The 16,896-nt window shown below is 56.3% G+C and carries 12 protein-coding genes, 1 tRNA gene and 1 pseudogene; 9 read left to right on the top strand and 5 right to left on the bottom strand.

The features are described 5' to 3' along the window. The first annotated feature begins 60 nt into the window (after positions 1 to 60). The 3 genes and pseudogenes from ABMV07_RS10455 (at position 61) to ABMV07_RS10445 (ending at position 2,998) form a co-directional block, all read left to right on the top strand. Positions 61 to 134: transfer RNA gene (locus ABMV07_RS10455), tRNA-Arg, on the top strand. 234 nt (positions 135 to 368) lie between these two features. After that, complete coding sequence (locus ABMV07_RS10450) at positions 369 to 1,574, top strand: MFS transporter (protein ID WP_196977499.1); 1,206 nt, start codon at positions 369 to 371, stop codon at positions 1,572 to 1,574. Positions 1,575 to 1,655: 81 nt separating this feature from the next. Next, positions 1,656 to 2,998: pseudogene (locus ABMV07_RS10445) on the top strand (IS3 family transposase). Between the two features lie 50 nt (positions 2,999 to 3,048). Here the strand turns inward: ABMV07_RS10445 and ABMV07_RS10440 are convergent. Together ABMV07_RS10440 and ABMV07_RS10435 are read right to left on the bottom strand one after the other, a co-directional pair. After that, positions 3,049 to 3,249: a YbdD/YjiX family protein gene (locus ABMV07_RS10440; protein WP_003852501.1), complete on the bottom strand. Its 201-nt coding sequence runs from the start codon at positions 3,247 to 3,249 to the stop codon at positions 3,049 to 3,051. 20 nt (positions 3,250 to 3,269) lie between these two features. Beyond that, positions 3,270 to 5,555: a carbon starvation CstA family protein gene (locus ABMV07_RS10435; RefSeq protein WP_374064590.1), complete on the bottom strand. Its 2,286-nt coding sequence runs from the start codon at positions 5,553 to 5,555 to the stop codon at positions 3,270 to 3,272. 226 nt (positions 5,556 to 5,781) lie between these two features. On the opposite strand from ABMV07_RS10435, the gene ABMV07_RS10430 reads away from it, so the two are divergent. The 5 genes from ABMV07_RS10430 to ABMV07_RS10410 all read left to right on the top strand — a co-directional run bounded on the left by ABMV07_RS10430 (position 5,782) and on the right by ABMV07_RS10410 (position 11,458). Continuing rightward, a complete protein-coding gene (locus ABMV07_RS10430; protein ID WP_374064589.1) occupies positions 5,782 to 7,818 on the top strand; it encodes a cytochrome c oxidase assembly protein in 2,037 nt (678 codons plus the stop codon). 182 nt (positions 7,819 to 8,000) lie between these two features. Next, positions 8,001 to 8,489 (top strand): single-stranded DNA-binding protein, encoded by a 489-nt coding sequence (locus ABMV07_RS10425; protein ID WP_088266973.1) that lies wholly within the window; start codon positions 8,001 to 8,003, stop codon positions 8,487 to 8,489. Between the two features lie 97 nt (positions 8,490 to 8,586). Then, positions 8,587 to 10,257 carry an energy-dependent translational throttle protein EttA gene (gene ettA / locus ABMV07_RS10420; protein ID WP_003852495.1) on the top strand — a complete coding sequence of 557 codons (1,671 nt, stop codon included), beginning with the start codon at positions 8,587 to 8,589 and terminating at the stop codon, positions 10,255 to 10,257. A gap of 127 nt (positions 10,258 to 10,384) precedes the next feature. Beyond that, positions 10,385 to 10,828: a thioesterase family protein gene (locus ABMV07_RS10415; RefSeq protein ID WP_088266974.1), complete on the top strand. Its 444-nt coding sequence runs from the start codon at positions 10,385 to 10,387 to the stop codon at positions 10,826 to 10,828. 9 nt (positions 10,829 to 10,837) lie between these two features. Then, complete coding sequence (locus ABMV07_RS10410; protein ID WP_197689591.1) at positions 10,838 to 11,458, top strand: hypothetical protein; 621 nt, start codon at positions 10,838 to 10,840, stop codon at positions 11,456 to 11,458. On the opposite strand, the gene ABMV07_RS10405 is transcribed toward ABMV07_RS10410, so the two are convergent. Both ABMV07_RS10405 and ABMV07_RS10400 read right to left on the bottom strand, forming a co-directional pair. Next, the gene (locus ABMV07_RS10405; RefSeq protein ID WP_088266976.1) at positions 11,455 to 11,847 is read right to left on the bottom strand and encodes a globin; all 393 of its coding nucleotides are present in this window, start codon (positions 11,845 to 11,847) and stop codon (positions 11,455 to 11,457) included. The two genes, ABMV07_RS10410 and ABMV07_RS10405, sit on opposite strands and share 4 nt — an antisense overlap. Positions 11,848 to 11,853: 6 nt before the next feature. Next, on the bottom strand, positions 11,854 to 12,876 hold the full coding sequence (locus ABMV07_RS10400) for a mechanosensitive ion channel family protein (protein ID WP_088266977.1): 1,023 nt from the start codon (positions 12,874 to 12,876) through the stop codon (positions 11,854 to 11,856). Positions 12,877 to 13,074: 198 nt separating this feature from the next. Here ABMV07_RS10400 and ABMV07_RS10395 point away from each other — a divergent pair, with 198 nt between their 5' ends. Next, positions 13,075 to 14,238: a cystathionine gamma-synthase gene (locus tag ABMV07_RS10395; protein WP_197692033.1), complete on the top strand. Its 1,164-nt coding sequence runs from the start codon at positions 13,075 to 13,077 to the stop codon at positions 14,236 to 14,238. Here ABMV07_RS10395 and pepN read toward each other — a convergent pair. After that, positions 14,215 to 16,833, bottom strand: coding sequence for an aminopeptidase N (gene pepN, locus ABMV07_RS10390; protein ID WP_374064588.1), 2,619 nt, complete (start codon positions 16,831 to 16,833; stop codon positions 14,215 to 14,217). The genes ABMV07_RS10395 and pepN overlap by 24 nt on opposite strands. Between the last annotated feature and the right edge of the window lie 63 nt (positions 16,834 to 16,896).

Below are 16,896 nucleotides of genomic sequence, written 5' to 3'. Positions count from 1 at the left end.
GGCGCAGATGCCGCGAGTTTTCACTACCACCAACACCGTAGTAAGCTACCCACAGGCAATGCCTCCATAGCTCAGTGGATTAGAGCAGTCGGCTTCTACCCGATTGGTCGCGGGTTCGAATCCTGCTGGGGGCACTCTGGCCCTAAAACTTAGGGCGTTAACCGGTGTTCTGTTGTACAGGGCGCCGGTTTTGCATTCGGGGAAGGGGAGCGCTGCTCGTCTCCTCGAACTCACGACACCGAAAACCCAAGAACGGTGTGTGACAGGCACAAGGGCGTTCCTTGGGTTTTCGGTGTCGTGGATTCGAGGAGCAGAAAACGATTGCCTAAAAGCACCCGCCCCACGCCGCAGTCCTAGGATGGGTACTTATGGCTAACCAAAAACTGAATGCCCGAAAATTCATCTGGTCCAATGGACTGCAAAACATTGGTGACCAGATCGTCGCCGCCAAAACAATGCTGCCGTGGCTGCTACACGCAGCAGGCGCGTCGGGATTTTTCATTGCACTGTTGGTTCCAGTGCGAGAAGCCGGCTCAATGTTGCCCCAAGCAGCGCTCACACCCTGGGTAGTGCGCAAACCGCAACGCAAAACCATCTGGGTCATGGGAGCAGTAGGACAGGTGGCAGCAGCTGCAGGATTGGCGGTAGCTGCGACACTGCTGCACGGGACGTCGTTAGCCGTGGCGGTGATCGTGCTGCTAGCGGGACTGTCGCTGGCGCGCTCGCTGACGTCGATAGCCTCGAAGGACGTACAAGGTCGCGTGGTACCCAAAGGCTCGCGTGGCCTAGTAACCGGTAAGGCGACCGCGCTCGGCGGTGCCGCTGCCTTGATCGTGGGAGCCTTGCTGTGGCTGCTGCGTGAGCACATCACCCAAGCCGTGATCGTGGGACTCATCGTACTCGCAGCGCTCGCATGGCTCGTAGCGGCGCTAGTGTTTCACACGATCACCGAGCCAGAGGGACAAACGCACACCCAAGCCACAAACTGGTGGAGTGACACCTGGCAGCTATTCGCGCACAATAAAGACTTCCGACTATTTGTCATCGTGCGTGCTTTCTTACTCGTCAGCGCCCTGTCTACTTCCTTCATTGTGGTACTGAGTAACCAAGGAGGCGCCTCACTCGGCGGGCTAGGTGTCTTCATGCTGGCATCGGGGCTATCGGCGCTGGTAGGCGGACGAATCTCCGGCGTGTGGTCCGACTACTCCTCACGCGCAGTAATGAGCTACGGTGCGCTAGCAAGTTCCATCGTGGTTCTGGTGATCGTAGCGTGCTCCTGGTGGGCGCCCAGCGCACTCAACGTGTGGCTGTTCCCTCTGAGCTTCTTCGTAGTCAACGTGGTCCACACCGGAATCCGTGTGGCGCGCAAAACCTACATCGTGGATATGGCCGAAGGTGATCAACGCACCCGCTACGTCGGCGCGGCCAACACACTCATGGGCGTGATTTTGCTTATCGTCGGCGTGATCTCCGGTGCTATCGCACACTGGGGTCCGCAACCAGCACTACTGTTCCTAGCAGCCATCGGGCTTGCAGGAGCTGCAACGTCGCACAAGCTTAAAGACGTGGAATAACAAAAACGACCCACAAAAAATTGAACTGCTCCCTATAATCCGGACTGAGAAATCAGAAACCAGATTGTGGGGAGTTTCTCTATGCATCCACGCAGTAAACTCAGTCAGGCTCAGCGTGAGCTGGCAGTCGACCTATTCGAGGAAGGCTACGGCTCGCGGGCAGTGGCTAACCGCCTCGGGGTCAGGCGTGAGCAAGTACGTCATCTCGAAGACCGGTTCCGGTTACATGGCAGACTATGTCTGGTGAGCAAACGAACGAAGAGGGCAGTACTCCTTCGATGCGAAAATGGAGATCCTTCGCCGCCATAAAGCTGGCGAATTCAAATCCGATCTTGCCAAGGAATATGGCTTGTCGTCGCCTGCCCTGATTAACCATTGGGTATGGCAGGTCAATAAAGGTGGCCCTGATGCTTTACGGCCGAAACCCAAAGGCAGGCCTAAAGGCTCAGCTCGGCCTGCACCGGTGACGGAAGAAGATAAGTTGCGGCGTGAAAATGAGCTTCTTAAGGCGGAAGTGGCGTACCTAAAAAAATGAGGGACTTGAGGGATCAACGACGAGGCTGAAAGTTGCGGCCATCATCACCTTCAAGTCCGATCACCGCCTGGATGACTTGCTTGCCGTCTCTGGCCTGGCTAGGTCAACGTTTTTTGATCATCAGCGTCGTCTTGACCTGCCAGACAAGTACGCCGACCTCAAGGAACAGATTACGACGATCTTTCACGACTCCAACGCCACGTTTGGCTATCGCCGTATCTGGCGTGCGCTGCGCAACAACAACACGATCGTCAACAAGAAGGTGGTTCGCAGGCTTATGCGCGAGCAAGGATTGGTATCGAAGATCAGGCGTAAGAAGTACAACTCCTACCGTGGCACTGTCAGCCACATTGCTGACAACGTGCTTGGCCGACGCTTCATCCAAGACGCACCGAACAAAGTGTGGGTTAGTGACGTCACCGAGTTCCGGGTAGCCGGCACCAAGGTATACCTGTCGCCAGTCATGGATCTGTTTGACCGAACCATCTTGGCGCATACTCTGTCTACGTCACCGAATACTCAGCTCACATCACGCTCGTTGGCCGATGCCATTGCCATGTTTAGTCCGGGTAAAGGACTGATTGTGCACACTGACCAAGGCTTTCAGTACCAACACGCAAGCTGGCGCACCCTGATTAAAAGCGTTGGCGGTGTGCAGTCAATGTCACGCAAAGGCAATTGCTACGACAACGCGGTGATGGAAAATTTCTTCGGACACTTGAAATCAGAGATGTACTACGGCGCGTCCTTCACCAGTGTCGATGAGCTCTGCCAAGCTATCGATGATTACATACTGTGGTACAACACGTACCGACTCCAAGAACGATTCAAGGGTCTGGCTCCGATGCAATATCGGAACCAGACCCTTGCAAAGACCCTAACCGTTTAGAATTAACCCAGTCCGGAAAACGGGGCTCAGTTCAGCGTGGGTCGTTTTTCTTAGCAGCAGCGCGATCCAGGATTGGTTTCCTGATCCGCCCACCGTTTGTGCCAGTATTCACGTTCAGTGGGGATCGGGCAGCCAGGGTGATGGCGCTTGAGGTGGGCTACATACTTTTCGTAGTCTTTTTCGCCAAGGACCTCACCCCAATATCTCACAGGGGCAGTAATCCATCGTGCGATTGTGGCTAATGCGTTCATAGTGGCCCAACCTTTATTACTTAGTGGTGATGATGTCCGTGCGATGACGGTGGCTCGTACTCATTCCATGCGGCAACAAGCACCTTCTCAGCATCCGTGGCACCCAGCGACGATGGGGCAAAGAATGCGGACTCGTGGAATGGTTCCTCCGACGATGGTACGTCGATTCCACGGCTGCGTTGCAAGATCGCGATGATGCATGCGCGAACAGCAGCGATAAGAACCACGATGACAAGGCCGGCAAACAGGACGGACAAGAAGCCCTGAACTGCGGTGTTACGAACAACAGCCTCCATAGCCTCGGTGGACTTAGCGGTACCGAAGGTGGTCTTGCCTTCCGCAAGGGCATCCTTGTAACGGTTGTGCTGTGCCCAGTAGCCGATCTTCGGGTTGTCGGAGAAGATCTTCTGCCACGAGGCGGTCATGGTGACGATCACGTCCCATACTAGTGGAACACCGGGGATCCAGGCCCACTTGTAGAGGCCCTTCTTGACCACAACGACCAGCACGAGCGAGAGAGCAATAGCAGCGAGAAGCTGGTTAGCAATACCGAACAGTGGGAACAAGACGTTAATGCCGCCGAGTGGATCAGTCACACCCATGATGAGGATGGAACCCCAAAGGGCACAGACCAAGATGGTGGAGATCCAGTGGCCGAAGGTCCAACTAGGATCGGCGAACTTCTTAAGACCTGGGACGTTTGCCAAGGTATCGGTCATCATGAAGCGGGCCACGCGGGTACCGGCGTCCACCGTGGTGAGGATGAAAAGTGCCTCGAACATGATGGCAAAGTGGTACCAGAAGGACTGCATGCCTGGGTGGCCGATGATGTCGGTCAGGATCTGCGACATACCGAAGGCCAAGGTAGGTGCGCCACCGGTACGGGAAATGATGGTGTGCTCGCCCACGGCTTCAGCGGCCTGAGTGAGGGCGTCGGCAGTAATGCCTGCACCTGGTAGGCCAAGGCCGTTGACAAAGTCGGCGGCCTGCTGCGGATCAAGAGCGGTCAAGGTGGCGGGGGAGTTCATGACGAAGTACATGTGGCGGTCGATCACTACGGCGGTGATCAGCGCCATGATGGCGACGAAGGATTCCATGAGCATGGAGCCGTAGCCGATCATGCGCATCTGGGATTCCTTCTCAATCAGCTTTGGGGTGGTACCCGCAGAGATCAATGCGTGGAAGCCGGAAAGTGCGCCACAGGCGATGGTGATAAACAGGAAGGGGAAAAGGTTACCTGCGAACACTGGGCCGTCGCCTGTGTGAGCGAAGCTGGTCACAGCTGGCATGTGAACGTCTGGGTGATCCACCACGATGGCGATGGCCAGCAGGCCAATCACGCCGACCTTCATAAAAGTGGAGAGGTAATCGCGAGGTGCTAGCAGTAGCCACACGGGCAAGATGGCGGCGACAATACCGTAGCCGATCAAGACCCATGCCAAGGTGAGCTTGGACCACGTGAACCATTCCACGCCCCAGTCGGCGGAGGCAACCCAACCACCGGAGATGATGGCCAGCAGTAGAAGAACAACACCGATAACGGAGACTTCAGTAACGCGGCCTGGGCGCAGGTAGCGCATATACAGACCCATGAAGATGGCGATCGGGATGGTCATAGAGATGGAGAACACGCCCCATGGGGAATCGGCCAACGCGTTGACCACGACGAGTGCCAGCACGGCGATGATGATGACCATGATGGTGATCACGGCGAGGATACCGGCGACACCACCTATGGTGCCCATTTCGTCGCGAATCATCTGTCCAAGGGAGCGGCCGCGGCGGCGGGTGGATACCCACAGCACGAGGTAGTCCTGCACAGCGCCGGCGAAGATCACGCCGAGCACGATCCACAGGGTGCCAGGAAGATAGCCCATTTGAGCTGCCATAACTGGGCCGACGAGGGGGCCGGCGCCGGCGATGGCGGCGAAGTGGTGGCCGAACAGCACGCGGCGGTCAGTGGGAACGAAGTCTTGGCCGTCGTTGATGTATTCGGCAGGGGTGGCGCGGTTGTCGCGAGGCTTGACCACTTTGTATTCAATGAGGCGACCCCAGAAGGAGTAGGCGATGAAGTAGGAGCCCACAGCTGCGAAGACGATCCAGACGGCGTTGATTGTTTCGCCTCGGGCAAAAGCGATCATGCCCCAGCCGGCGGCGGCGAACAAGGCGATGATGATGAAGGTAATGCGTGCTTTGAGCGACATCGGTCGCTTGTCGTCCACGCCGACGGGGAGGGGCACCTTGGAGGACTCTATGTAGTCCACACCTGGTGGTGCGGGGGCGAGGGCTGGTACTGGATTGCTCATGTCGGTGTTCCTTGTGTACAGGTCCAGGGATGAGGGAGTACAACTACGGTAAATGTGATAACCACTTACCGCACATACCTTTAGAGACTAAAGCAATAATTTTATGAATGTAGTAATTCCAGTCACTTAGGTACGTATATCCAGCATGAGATAACTCATAGGGCGATAAATTGCATTCGCGCCTCTACTAGGGGTAAACGGTGTTCAAGATATAGGCTTGGGAGTTATGTCAGAACCGGTATCGCGTCAAGTTCGAGGCACTTGGCCGCTCTACGTGATGTTTTTCGTGGTCGCGGGCATGGTCGGTGCCCTCATCTCGTGGGGATTCCTCAGCGAATCACTCGCAGCACTCGGCATTCCCGACCCAGGCCCCATCACCACCGCAGGTCTGCCGTTCTTGCGCGCTGGGGGATGGATGCTCATAGCTCTTGCCACGGGATCTTTTATGGCGTCGGCGTTTTTCATATCGCCGCGTCCAGCACCGAAGCTTATCGACGCCACTCTCACCGTCGACGGCCACATCGCCGCCCGTACCGGTTCCATGTCGCTGCTCTCATTCGCAGCCATCGCCATCGTGATGATTCCGCTCGTGCTTTCCGACGTCTCCGGCCAGCCGTTTTCCCAAGCAGTCCAGCCTTTTAACTGGCCTAGCGCCATCGAAAAAGTGCCAGCAGCATTGGCATGGCTGTGCACCGCGATCATCGCTGTTGTAGTTGGCACAGCCTCGTTGCGCTCGCAGCGTTGGAAGAGCCAACCCGTGTGGTTTATCGGAGCAATAGCTGCCATCGTGCCCCTCGGTTTGGAAGGCCACTCCGCCGCAGGTGGCGACCACGATTACGGCACCAACTCGCTTCTGTGGCACCTCCTATTTATGTTGCTGTGGGTCGGCGGGCTCATGGGACTGATCGCACACGGGCGTCGACTAGGCGTAGACCTCGCCACCGCAGTGCGGCGCTATTCCCACGTAGCGCTGTGGGCAATTATTGCTATGACCCTATCGGGTCTGATCAACGCTGCTATCCGCGTGCGGATTGAGGACCTGCTGGCGTCTGGATACGGCCGGATGATTGTGGTGAAAGCAGTACTTACTATTGTGCTTGCCCTGTTCGGATTCGCACACCGCAGCATCACCATCAAGGAGCTAGAGCGAAGCGCTAGCAGTGCACCATTTATCAGGCTCGCTATCGCAGAGCTCGTGGTCATGGCAGCGATTATCGGTGTGGCAATCTCGCTGGGGCGCACCCCGCCACCGCCGCCACGTGTTATTGATCTGACCCCCATGGCGCTCGAGATGGGCTACACCTTGACCAAGGCGCCCACCGTATGGAACGTGTGGACCACCTGGCGTTTCGACATCATGTTCACCACCATCGGCATCCTCATGACCGTCGCCTACATCATGGGCGTGCGCACCCTCAAAGCCCGCGGCGAATCATGGAAACCCATGCGCACCTTCTGGTTCCTCCTCGGCTCGGTAGGACTCGCACTGAGCATGAGCTCCGGCGTAGGCCTCTACATGCCAGCCATGTTCTCCATGCACATGGTCACTCACATGGTGCTGTCCATGGTCATCCCAGTGTTCTTGGTGCTCGGTAACCCCTTCGAACTCGCATTAGCTGTGCTACCGCAGGGGACGTCGCAACGCCCCGGCGCGCGCGAATGGCTCGAAGTGTTCCTCAACTCCACCACGCTGCGTATCCTCATGCACCCAGCGCTGAACACGATCCAGTTCATTACGATCTTCTACCTGCTGTATGTGACCCCTTGGTACAACGTGATGGTGTCTGAGCACGCAGGGCATTTGTCCATGAACTTTGTGTTTTTACTTTCTGGATACATCTATTACTGGGAGATGATCGGCGGGGATCCCAAGCCGGTGTACAACTCGGTGATCAAGAGGTTGTCGTGGCTGATTTTCTCCATGCCCTTTCACCTGTATTTCGGCGTGTACCTCATGCAGCTCTCGCAGATTTTGGCGGAGGACTTCTACTCGCAGCTTGACCTGCCGTGGGCAGTGGATCTTATGCATGATCAAAATGTTGGTGGCGGAATCGCGTGGGCCTCGGGTTCCTTCCCGCTGATCGTGGTGTTTGGCACCTTGTTTATTCAGTGGCTACAAGAAGATAGGAAAGAAGAAGCCGAGATTGAGCAGCGCGTGGAAAACCACGAGGATGATGATTTTGATGCCTATAACGAGATGCTTGCGCGGATGAATTCTGGGCGTCAAGACGCGGTGTCTGATTACCACAATCGCGAATTTTAGGCATAACCGGTACTAAGAATCTGTGGATAACTCCCGTAACGGGCAAGGCGAGGGGAAGTTATCCACAGATTTTTGGTGTTTCGGGGCCAGTTGGTGGCGGCTTGTAGGAGTAGGGGAGCACGATGAGCGCAGACCGACTTTTAGGACACGCCTAGTCGGCATAAATGACAAGGGGGAACATCATGCATATTCAAAGCACCATCGTGGGCAATCTCACCGGGGAACCCTCGCTGCGCAAGGCGGGGACCAGCATGGTGGCGTCGTTTCGGATCGCTGCAAGTAGGCGCATTTTGCGTACCAACCAGACCGCTGATTCTGAGAGCCGCCCAGAGGACAAATGGGTCGATGCGGACTCACTGTATATTGACGTGGAATGTTGGGGGCAGCTTGCTTCTAATGTGAAGACCACGCTGTGTAAAGGGCGGCCGGTGATCTGCACGGGGTATTTGACCACGCAGTCGTGGGTAGATAAAGATTCGGGGGCGTCGCGGTCAAAGATTGTATTTAAGGCCAACTCTGTGGGATTGGAGTTGTCGCGGTATTGTGCGTCGTCACGCAAGAGCGTGGAAAATGATGTCCACGAGGCACCAGGGTTGCATGCGCCAGTGGCGGGAGCCGAGCCTAGCTTTGACGACGAAACCTCCAGAGAGGAGGCGGTAGCACCGTTCTAAGGGGGCGCGCGGGTTGTTCGGGGCGCAAATGTTGCTACAGTGATGTACCCTTTGACGTGACTTCACATCTACAAGAAACATTAAGGGGAACATCACTGTGGGCGAATTCATCTACACGATGAAAAACGTGCGCAAGGCTATTGGCGAGAAGCTGATCCTTGACAATGTGACCATGGCTTTTTATCCAGGCGCCAAGATTGGTGTCGTGGGCCCCAACGGCGCGGGTAAGTCGTCGATCCTTAAGATCATGGCTGGCCTTGACCAGCCATCTAACGGCGAGGCCTTCCTTGACCCAGGTGCCACCGTGGGTATCCTGCTCCAGGAGCCACCGCTCAACGAGGAAAAGACTGTCCGCGGCAACGTGGAAGAGGGCTTGGGCGGCATCTTTGAAAAGAAGCAGCGCTTCGAGCAGATCGCCGAGGAAATGGCGACCAACTACACCGATGAGCTCATGGAAGAAATGGGCAAGCTCCAAGAAGAGCTCGACCACGCCGACGCATGGGAGATCGACTCCAAGATCGACCAGGCTTTGGAAGCTCTGCGCTGCCCACCATCCGACGAGCCAGTAACCCATCTTTCCGGTGGTGAGCGCCGCCGCGTGGCACTAGCAAAGCTGCTGCTTTCCGAGCCTGACCTTTTGCTTCTCGACGAGCCTACTAACCACCTCGACGCGGAATCCGTGCAGTGGCTGGAGAAGCATCTTGCGGACTACAAGGGTGCTGTTTTGGCCGTCACCCACGACCGCTACTTCCTCGACCACGTTGCTGGCTGGATCTGTGAGGTCGACCGCGGCAAGCTCTACCCATACGAGGGCAACTACTCCACCTACTTGGAGACAAAGGCTGCTCGTTTGGAAGTTGCTGGCAAGAAGGACCAGAAGCTGCAAAAGCGACTGAAGGAAGAACTCGCATGGGTTCGTTCCGGTGCCAAGGCTCGCCAGGCTAAGAACAAAGCTCGTCTGCAGCGCTATGAGGAGATGGCTGCCGAGGCCGAGCAGTACAAGAAGCTCGACTTCGAAGAAATCCAGATCCCTACGCCACCACGTCTGGGTAACCAGGTTGTTGAGGTCGAGCACCTTGACAAGGGTTTTGATGGCCGCGTATTGATCAAGGATCTTTCCTTCACCCTGCCACGTAACGGCATTGTTGGTGTGATCGGCCCGAACGGTGTGGGTAAGTCCACCCTGTTTAAGACCATCGTTGGCCTGGAGCAGCCAGACGGTGGCGAGGTTAAGGTTGGCCAGACGGTGAAGCTGAGCTACGTTGACCAGAACCGTGAGAACATCGACCCCGAAAAGACCGTGTGGGAAGTTGTTTCCGATGGCTTGGATTACATCCATGTTGGTCAAAACGAAATGCCATCGCGTGCGTACCTGTCTGCTTTCGGTTTCAAGGGCCCAGATCAGCAAAAGCCTTCTAAGGTTCTCTCCGGTGGTGAGCGCAACCGTCTGAACCTTGCGCTGACCTTGAAGCAGGGCGGCAACTTGATCCTGCTTGACGAGCCAACCAACGACCTCGACGTGGAAACCTTGGGTTCCTTGGAAAACGCGTTGCAGAAGTTCCCTGGTTGTGCCGTGGTCATCTCCCACGACCGTTGGTTCTTGGACCGCACCTGTACCCACATCCTCGCGTGGGAAGGCAACGTTGCAGAAGGCCAGTGGTTCTGGTTCGAGGGCAACTTCGAGGATTATGAAAAGAACAAGGTCGAGCGCCTCGGCGCCGATGCTGCACGCCCATCGCGTGTGACACACCGCAAGCTCACCCGCTAGCGTGACGCACCAAGCCGCCTCGGCGTTTTTCCCGAGGTGGCTTTTGTGTTTTAGGTAACACGCTGGTCTAGATACTATTGTGGACTAAACGACTTTTAGGATTGCAGAAAGTACACGGCAAATTTCAATGAGCACTGAATTTTCCCACCAAGTTCACACCGCCACCGTCCCTGTTCGCTGGACGGATTTTGACCGCTTTGGTCACGTGACTAACTCCGCCTATGTGGACCTCGCCCAAGAGGCTCGCACTGTGTGGGCAAATGACAACTTTGCTGTCAAGGGACACCAGATTCCCGCCGTATTTGTCCGCCACATCGAGGTGGACTATCTTCGCCCCATCATGCCGAGCACCTCGCAGGTAGTGGTAGAAACCGAAGTTGTTCATATCGGCAACACATCCTTTACCACCCGCCAGCACCTTAAAGACAGCGAAGGCCACGTATGCGCCACCGTTATCGCTGTTCAGGTAGCCGTGGACATGTTGACCACACGGCCACGCGCCATTGCCGCCCACGAGCTTCAAGTACTCACACAGTTTGCGGCCTCGACACAACAGGAGTCCGAGCAGTAGCTTTGTGCTATGAGTAATTCTTCGGTATCCCTGACAGTTCGGTCAGGGCAGTCCGGTTTAACATCCCTGCTGCAACGCGCAGTGGGGCTCGACGCCTCCTCCTACGCGCGCCTGCAGCAAGTAGGGGAGGCCGTTAACGTTTTTGTGACCACACCCTTTGATGTGATTGCTTCTCGCCGAGTGTTGGGAACCGCCAGTAGCGACGGTGCCGTGCTGCGTAGCGCTGATCTCCTCGCCACAGGCAGTGGTCCTGCTGTGCCAGCGGGCTGGCCAGGTGCATTGCCCCCAGCTGAAGGCTTTGAGCTTGTCGACGAAATCCCCGTGGCCGTAGCTCGCCAACTCGCCGACCAAGGCCAAGCGCTGGCAAAACAGTTCAGCAGCAGCCTTGGCCCGCCGGTGAGCTTGCTCAATCAAACGGTGCTGACTGTCACTGGAAATAACACCTCGGTAGACATTCCTATGCGCATGATCTTTGCGTGTACCTCGCTGGGATTTATCCCCGGAATGAACGCACCGGAACGTATCCCACGCCACCTGCGGGTTTCCCAATCCGGGCGATGGGCCCGCATCGATGCCCCCTTTGGCAGCGTGTATCGCAGCGAGGGAATCGGATTGCTCTTTCCGATCTAGGGGGCTTGGTTGATAAGCATCTGCGCCACGCGCTGCATGTGATCCCACATGGCGGCGCGGTGGGCTGGGGGAAGGGTTGCCTCGTCGATACTGTCCAAGGTGTCGGACATGATGTCGAGCCAGCGCTGAGCCTCGTTCATACCAATGGGGAAGTGCGCGTGGCGCATGCGTAGGCGCGGATGTCCGCGGTTTTCAGAAAATGTCTGTGGCCCACCCCAGTATTGGGCGAGGAACCAGCGGAGGCGATCTTCGGCGCCTTTCCAATCATCGTCGGGGTACATGGGCCCGATGAGGTCGTCGTTACGCATGCGCTCGTAAAAACGGTGCACGATGAGGTGGAAGGTTTCTTCGCCACCAACAGACTCATAAAAAGACGCAGGGGTGTTCATGGTGGCTTATCCTATTCTTCTTTCGTCGAGGCGGCGATAAGCGCCAATGCCTTCGGGGTAGGGGGTGTCAATGCCGTTGCGCTGCAAATCGGTAAGAATACGCGCGCGCATCTTACGTTCAATAAACCATTGTTGATCCGGCAAGGTGGTCACACGTGTCCGGATAACCATGTGGTCAAGACCAACGGAGTTTACGCCGTCGACCACGGGGTCGTCGAGAAGCACATCGGCTACTTCTTGCAGCTGTGCTTCATCGGCCACGGACTTCTCAATCAAAGCAATCGCATCAGAGGCCTTCTCATCCAAGGCGATGGGGACGTTGATGATCGCTACCGCATACTCCTGGCTGAAGTTGCCCACGCGCAGGATCTCACCGTTGCGCACGAACCACTGGGTGCCGTTGATATCACGCAAGGTGGTCAGGCGGAGGGATACGTCTTCGACCGTGCCTATGACATCGCCCACGTCGATGGTGTCGCCCACACCGTATTGATCCTCAATGAGCATGAACACGCCAGAAAGAAAGTCCTTGACCAGCGATTGTGCGCCAAAGCCCAACGCCACACCAACAACTCCGGCAGAAGCGATCAAGGGTGTAACATCCACGCCGATCAGCTTGAGGGTGCCAAGCGCTGCCCACACCCACACAAAAATCGACACAGCGCTGCGGCCCACGGCGGCGAGGGTACGAATACGGGCTTGTCGACGCTGCTCCTGAGTGGCAGTGAGCGCCTCACTCGCGGCGTTGTTGCGTTTCCGCTTGATAATCGGGTTGGAGATCGCCAACCGAGGTTTGCGAATGTTGGCGTCGGCAGCCTTGGTAATCGCCTTGCGCAGCGCCCAGTTCAGCACGATAGCCACAACGAGCGTCAAGGCAATTCTGATGGGGCGTTCGATCAACCAATCCTGAGCCATGGGGCTATGCAACCACGACTCAGTGGAGTTGATTGCGGACTCCGTATCATCTGACAACTTATTTTGGGCGAGAACCTGAAGCGGGCCACCCCCTGAGAAACCAAAAATATTCATCGGTTTCCACCGTATCGCAGAACGCCAACACCCGGGGGTAACCACGGGTAAAAATGCAGGTAAATAAGGCATTGCTCCTACGTGGTCTATGGAAGTGTGCGGTCGGGTAGATTGCGCAACCTGCGATAAAAATGGACAGCTTGGTCTAGTGTGTTCACCAATATCTACGCCCACGACGAAAGCCATCAAGGAGGCCCCATGTTTGCTCACTCCGATCACGGATTTGCCACGCGCAGTATTCACGCAGGATACGAGCCCGATTCCCTCTATGGCTCCATCAACACCCCGATCTACGCCTCAACCACCTTCGCCCAAAACGGCCTCAACAAACTTCGCGGTGGATTCGAATACACCCGCTGCGGAAACCCCACCATAGTAGCACTAGAAGCAACCGTCGCCTCCTTAGAAGGCGCGGAATACGGCCGAGCCTTTTCCTCCGGCATGGCAGCTACCGATGTACTACTGCGCACGTTGCTCGGCCCAGGCGACCACCTTATCTTCGGACACGATGCTTACGGTGGCACCTTTCGCCTCATCGACCAAGTCTTTGCTGCTTGGGGAGTTAGCTACACCGTGGTCGATACCACCAAGGCGGCAGAAGTAGGCGCTGCGCTACGCTCCAACACCAGCATGGTATGGCTAGAAACCCCCTCCAACCCAGGACTTGCCATAACCGACATCGCGGCGGTAAAAGACCAGCTCAACGGTTATGCAGCACGCCTTGTGGTTGATAACACCTTCGCCTCACCCTATCTGCAATCCCCACTAGTACTGGGGGCGGACGTAGTAGTGCATTCCACCACCAAGTATCTCGGCGGGCACTCCGACGTAGTCGGCGGGGTAGTAGTAACCAACAACGCAGAAATAGACGAGGCCGTAGCCTTCCTCCAAGGCGGAGCAGGTGCCATCCCCTCAGCTTTCGACGCCTACCTCACCACCCGCGGAATCAAAACGCTGGGAGTACGCATGGACCGCCACTGCGACAACGCCGAAGCCCTAGCACGCTTTTTCGTCGACCACCCCGCAGTAGCCGAGGTACTCTACCCAGGACTTCCCAGCCACCCCGGCCACGAGGTCGCCGCTCGCCAAATGCGCAGGTTCGGAGCCATGATCTCCTTGCGATTCCACAGCGAACAGGCAGCACGAGCCTTTTGCCTCAACACCAAACTCATTTGCCTAGCCGAATCCCTCGGAGGCGTGGAATCCCTCGTGGAACACCCCGCCACCATGACTCATCAATCAGTCACCGGATCCACCCTCGAAGTCCCCCGCGACCTCGTACGCCTCTCCGTAGGAATAGAGGACATCGACGACCTCATCGCCGATGTCCAACACGCATTAAGCTGCGTCGATAGCGCGTAGTCGAACCGCACGCTCCTGGCCTGCAGCACCCTCGCTAATAATGCGGCGTGCTGCACTAGGCAGATCTGGATGCGCATCCAAGAACGCGTGTGCGCGCGCAACAGATTCTGCCGAGACATCCCACGACGGGTAAATGCCCGTCACAGTAACAGCAGCAACCTCCGAGGACAGCGCCTTCCACAGCGGCTCGACAAGCTCAAATACAGACTCAGAGAACTGCTCCAAATATGGAGCCGAACCCGCAAACTGCAAGCCCTCCAACTTGTGGCGCAGATACAAGTTAGACAACGAATTTGCAGGATCAGTGATCTGCGCGAAAATCTCCGCCTTTACGTCCTGGCTAGGTTGGGCTGCATATGCACGAAGCGCCGCCAACTCGCCAGCAGAAGATTTATCCAACGCCGACAACTGCGCAATGCGCTGCTCAACCTCAGCTGCAGGAACATCACCACGGGCAATAAGGGCAGTAATAGCCCACCAGCGCAGATCCGAATCCACCACGACACCAGGTAGGGACGTAGAGCCCTTAGCAATGAGCGCAAACTCTGCCGCTGCTGCATCAGTCAGCTTCACCTTGGCCAGCGCCTGTACAAACGCCAACTGCGCATCCGACCCAGGCTCCAACTCACGGGCAGCCTGCAGCATGGCATCTGCCAACAACGCAGAACCTTCCTGCTCAGCCCACTGTGGATCCGCATACGACGACAACGCCCGCGACGCCTGCATGAGCACACGCTCCAGCACCGCAATCTCTGTTTCCGCCTGTGCACCACGAGCAACCAACCGCACAAAATCACGCGCACGCATCGAACCGTCACGCGTCATCTCCCACGCCGCCGACCAGCACAACGTCCGCGCCATCGGATCCACAATCTTGTCAATGTCTTTCACAACAAAAGCCAACGACGCAGGATCCAACTGCATCAAGCAATAAGTCAGATCATCATCATTAACAATCACCAAATCAGCTGCCGGAACTCCCACCAGCTCCGGTACCTCAGTCAACTCAGAATCAACATCAAGCTCCACGCGATGGGTACGCGTCACGGAGCCGTCGATAAGCGAATATAAGCCCACAGCAATGCGATGCGTGCGCACCTCGCCCGCGCCGGGTGCAGCGCCCTCTTGGGCCACCGCAAAGCTGTAATAGGTGCCCTCGTTGACCTCGAAACGCGGGCTCAGCTTGTTCACACCCGTAGTCTTCAACCACTGCTGTGCCCACTGCGACAAATCGCGACCCGACGCCTTTTCAAAAGCACCCAACAAATCATCAAAGGTGGCATTGCCAAACGCATGGTTGGCAAAATGCATACGCACACCAGCCAAAAATGCCTCACGTCCAACATAAGCCTGCAGCTGCTTAAGCACCGAAGAACCTTTGGCATAAGTAATACCGTCGAAGTTCTGCTCCACGATCTCAATATCGCTGGCATCGGTGGTAATCGGGTGTGTGGAAGGCAACTGATCCTGCTGATATGCCCAAGACTTCTCCACGTTGGCAAAAGTCACCCATGCGGTGGAATACTGTGTGGCTTCCGCCTGCGACAACGCCGCAGACCACGTGGCAAAGGACTCGTTGAGCCACAAATCGCCCCACCACTTCATAGTAACAAGGTCACCAAACCACATGTGAGCCATCTCATGAAGAACTGTATCGCAACGACGCTCATAGCGATAACGAGTCACCTTCGAAGAAAACACATACTCATCGCGGAACGTCACCGCACCAGCATTTTCCATCGCGCCCATATTAAATTCCGGCACAAAAATCTGGTCATACTTGCCAAACGGATAAGCCACACCAAAATTGGCATGATAAAAATCAAAGCCCTGCTTCGTCTCAGTAAACAGCGTCTCCGGATCCAAATGCTCAGCCAAAGACTCGCGGCAATAAATAGCCATCGGAATCTCCAACTCATGAGGCTGATCCGCAGGAGTCTCAGGATGATGCTTAAGCTCACCGTGCCACGTATCGGTCACCTCGTGGTAAGGGCCAGCACACAAGGCAATTAGATAGGTTGAAAGCTTGTAATCCACCGAGGACACATGCGTTGCCACATCGCCATCAACGGTGATCTCGGAATAAGCATTCGTAATTACCTTCCAAGTCTTCGGTGCCACGATCTTAAAACCATAGGTTGCCTTAAGATCCGGCTGGTCGAAGCAGGCAAACATCCGCTTGGCATCAGCAGTCTCGAACTGGGTATACAGGTAGACCTCATCGTCAGCTGGGTCCACAAAGCGGTGCAAACCTTGGCCGGTGTGAGAATATACACAGGTGGCGTCGATATGCAGCGTGTGCGAACCCACTGTGAGGTCATCGAGGGCGATACCGCGGGATTCGTCGTAACGCCCATCCTTCAACGCCACCGCGCTCTCCGTAATATCGCGGCCATCCAACTCCACGCGAGCAACCGACTCCGCACGAAGATCAATGAAGGTACTACCAGCATTGAGTACCTCAAAGGTCACCGTAGTCGTAGAAGGAAAAGCACGCTCATCAGCGGTGAGATCCAGCGCAACATCATAATGGCCTACGCTCAGCACATGCGCGCGATGCTCGGCTTCCTTCTGCGTGAGATTAATCGAAGACATACAACTCCTTGGAAATAAAATATTTGCAGGTTACGGCTCTCCACGATACCGCGGGGAATAAAC

This window comes from Corynebacterium belfantii, from assembly GCF_041898185.1.
GTDB classification, from domain to species: Bacteria; Actinomycetota; Actinomycetes; order Mycobacteriales; family Mycobacteriaceae; genus Corynebacterium; species Corynebacterium belfantii.
The sequence above is the reverse complement of the archived record's forward strand: the minus strand, read 5'-3'. Positions and strand labels throughout refer to the sequence as shown.

What these genes read in the sequence shown, in the direction of transcription:
- ABMV07_RS10415 (WP_088266974.1), top strand. Translation starts at nt 10,385, where the DNA reads ATGAGCACTGAATTTTCCCACCAAGTTCACACCGCCACCGTCCCTGTT.
- ABMV07_RS10425 (WP_088266973.1), top strand. Translation starts at nt 8,001, where the DNA reads ATGCATATTCAAAGCACCATCGTGGGCAATCTCACCGGGGAACCCTCG.
- ABMV07_RS10405 (WP_088266976.1), bottom strand. Translation starts at nt 11,847, where the DNA reads ATGAACACCCCTGCGTCTTTTTATGAGTCTGTTGGTGGCGAAGAAACC.
- ABMV07_RS10450 (WP_196977499.1), top strand. Translation starts at nt 369, where the DNA reads ATGGCTAACCAAAAACTGAATGCCCGAAAATTCATCTGGTCCAATGGA.
- ABMV07_RS10395 (WP_197692033.1), top strand. Translation starts at nt 13,075, where the DNA reads ATGTTTGCTCACTCCGATCACGGATTTGCCACGCGCAGTATTCACGCA.
- pepN (WP_374064588.1), bottom strand. Translation starts at nt 16,833, where the DNA reads ATGTCTTCGATTAATCTCACGCAGAAGGAAGCCGAGCATCGCGCGCAT.
- ABMV07_RS10400 (WP_088266977.1), bottom strand. Translation starts at nt 12,876, where the DNA reads ATGAATATTTTTGGTTTCTCAGGGGGTGGCCCGCTTCAGGTTCTCGCC.
- ABMV07_RS10430 (WP_374064589.1), top strand. Translation starts at nt 5,782, where the DNA reads ATGTCAGAACCGGTATCGCGTCAAGTTCGAGGCACTTGGCCGCTCTAC.
- ABMV07_RS10410 (WP_197689591.1), top strand. Translation starts at nt 10,838, where the DNA reads ATGAGTAATTCTTCGGTATCCCTGACAGTTCGGTCAGGGCAGTCCGGT.
- ABMV07_RS10435 (WP_374064590.1), bottom strand. Translation starts at nt 5,555, where the DNA reads ATGAGCAATCCAGTACCAGCCCTCGCCCCCGCACCACCAGGTGTGGAC.
- ABMV07_RS10440 (WP_003852501.1), bottom strand. Translation starts at nt 3,249, where the DNA reads ATGAACGCATTAGCCACAATCGCACGATGGATTACTGCCCCTGTGAGA.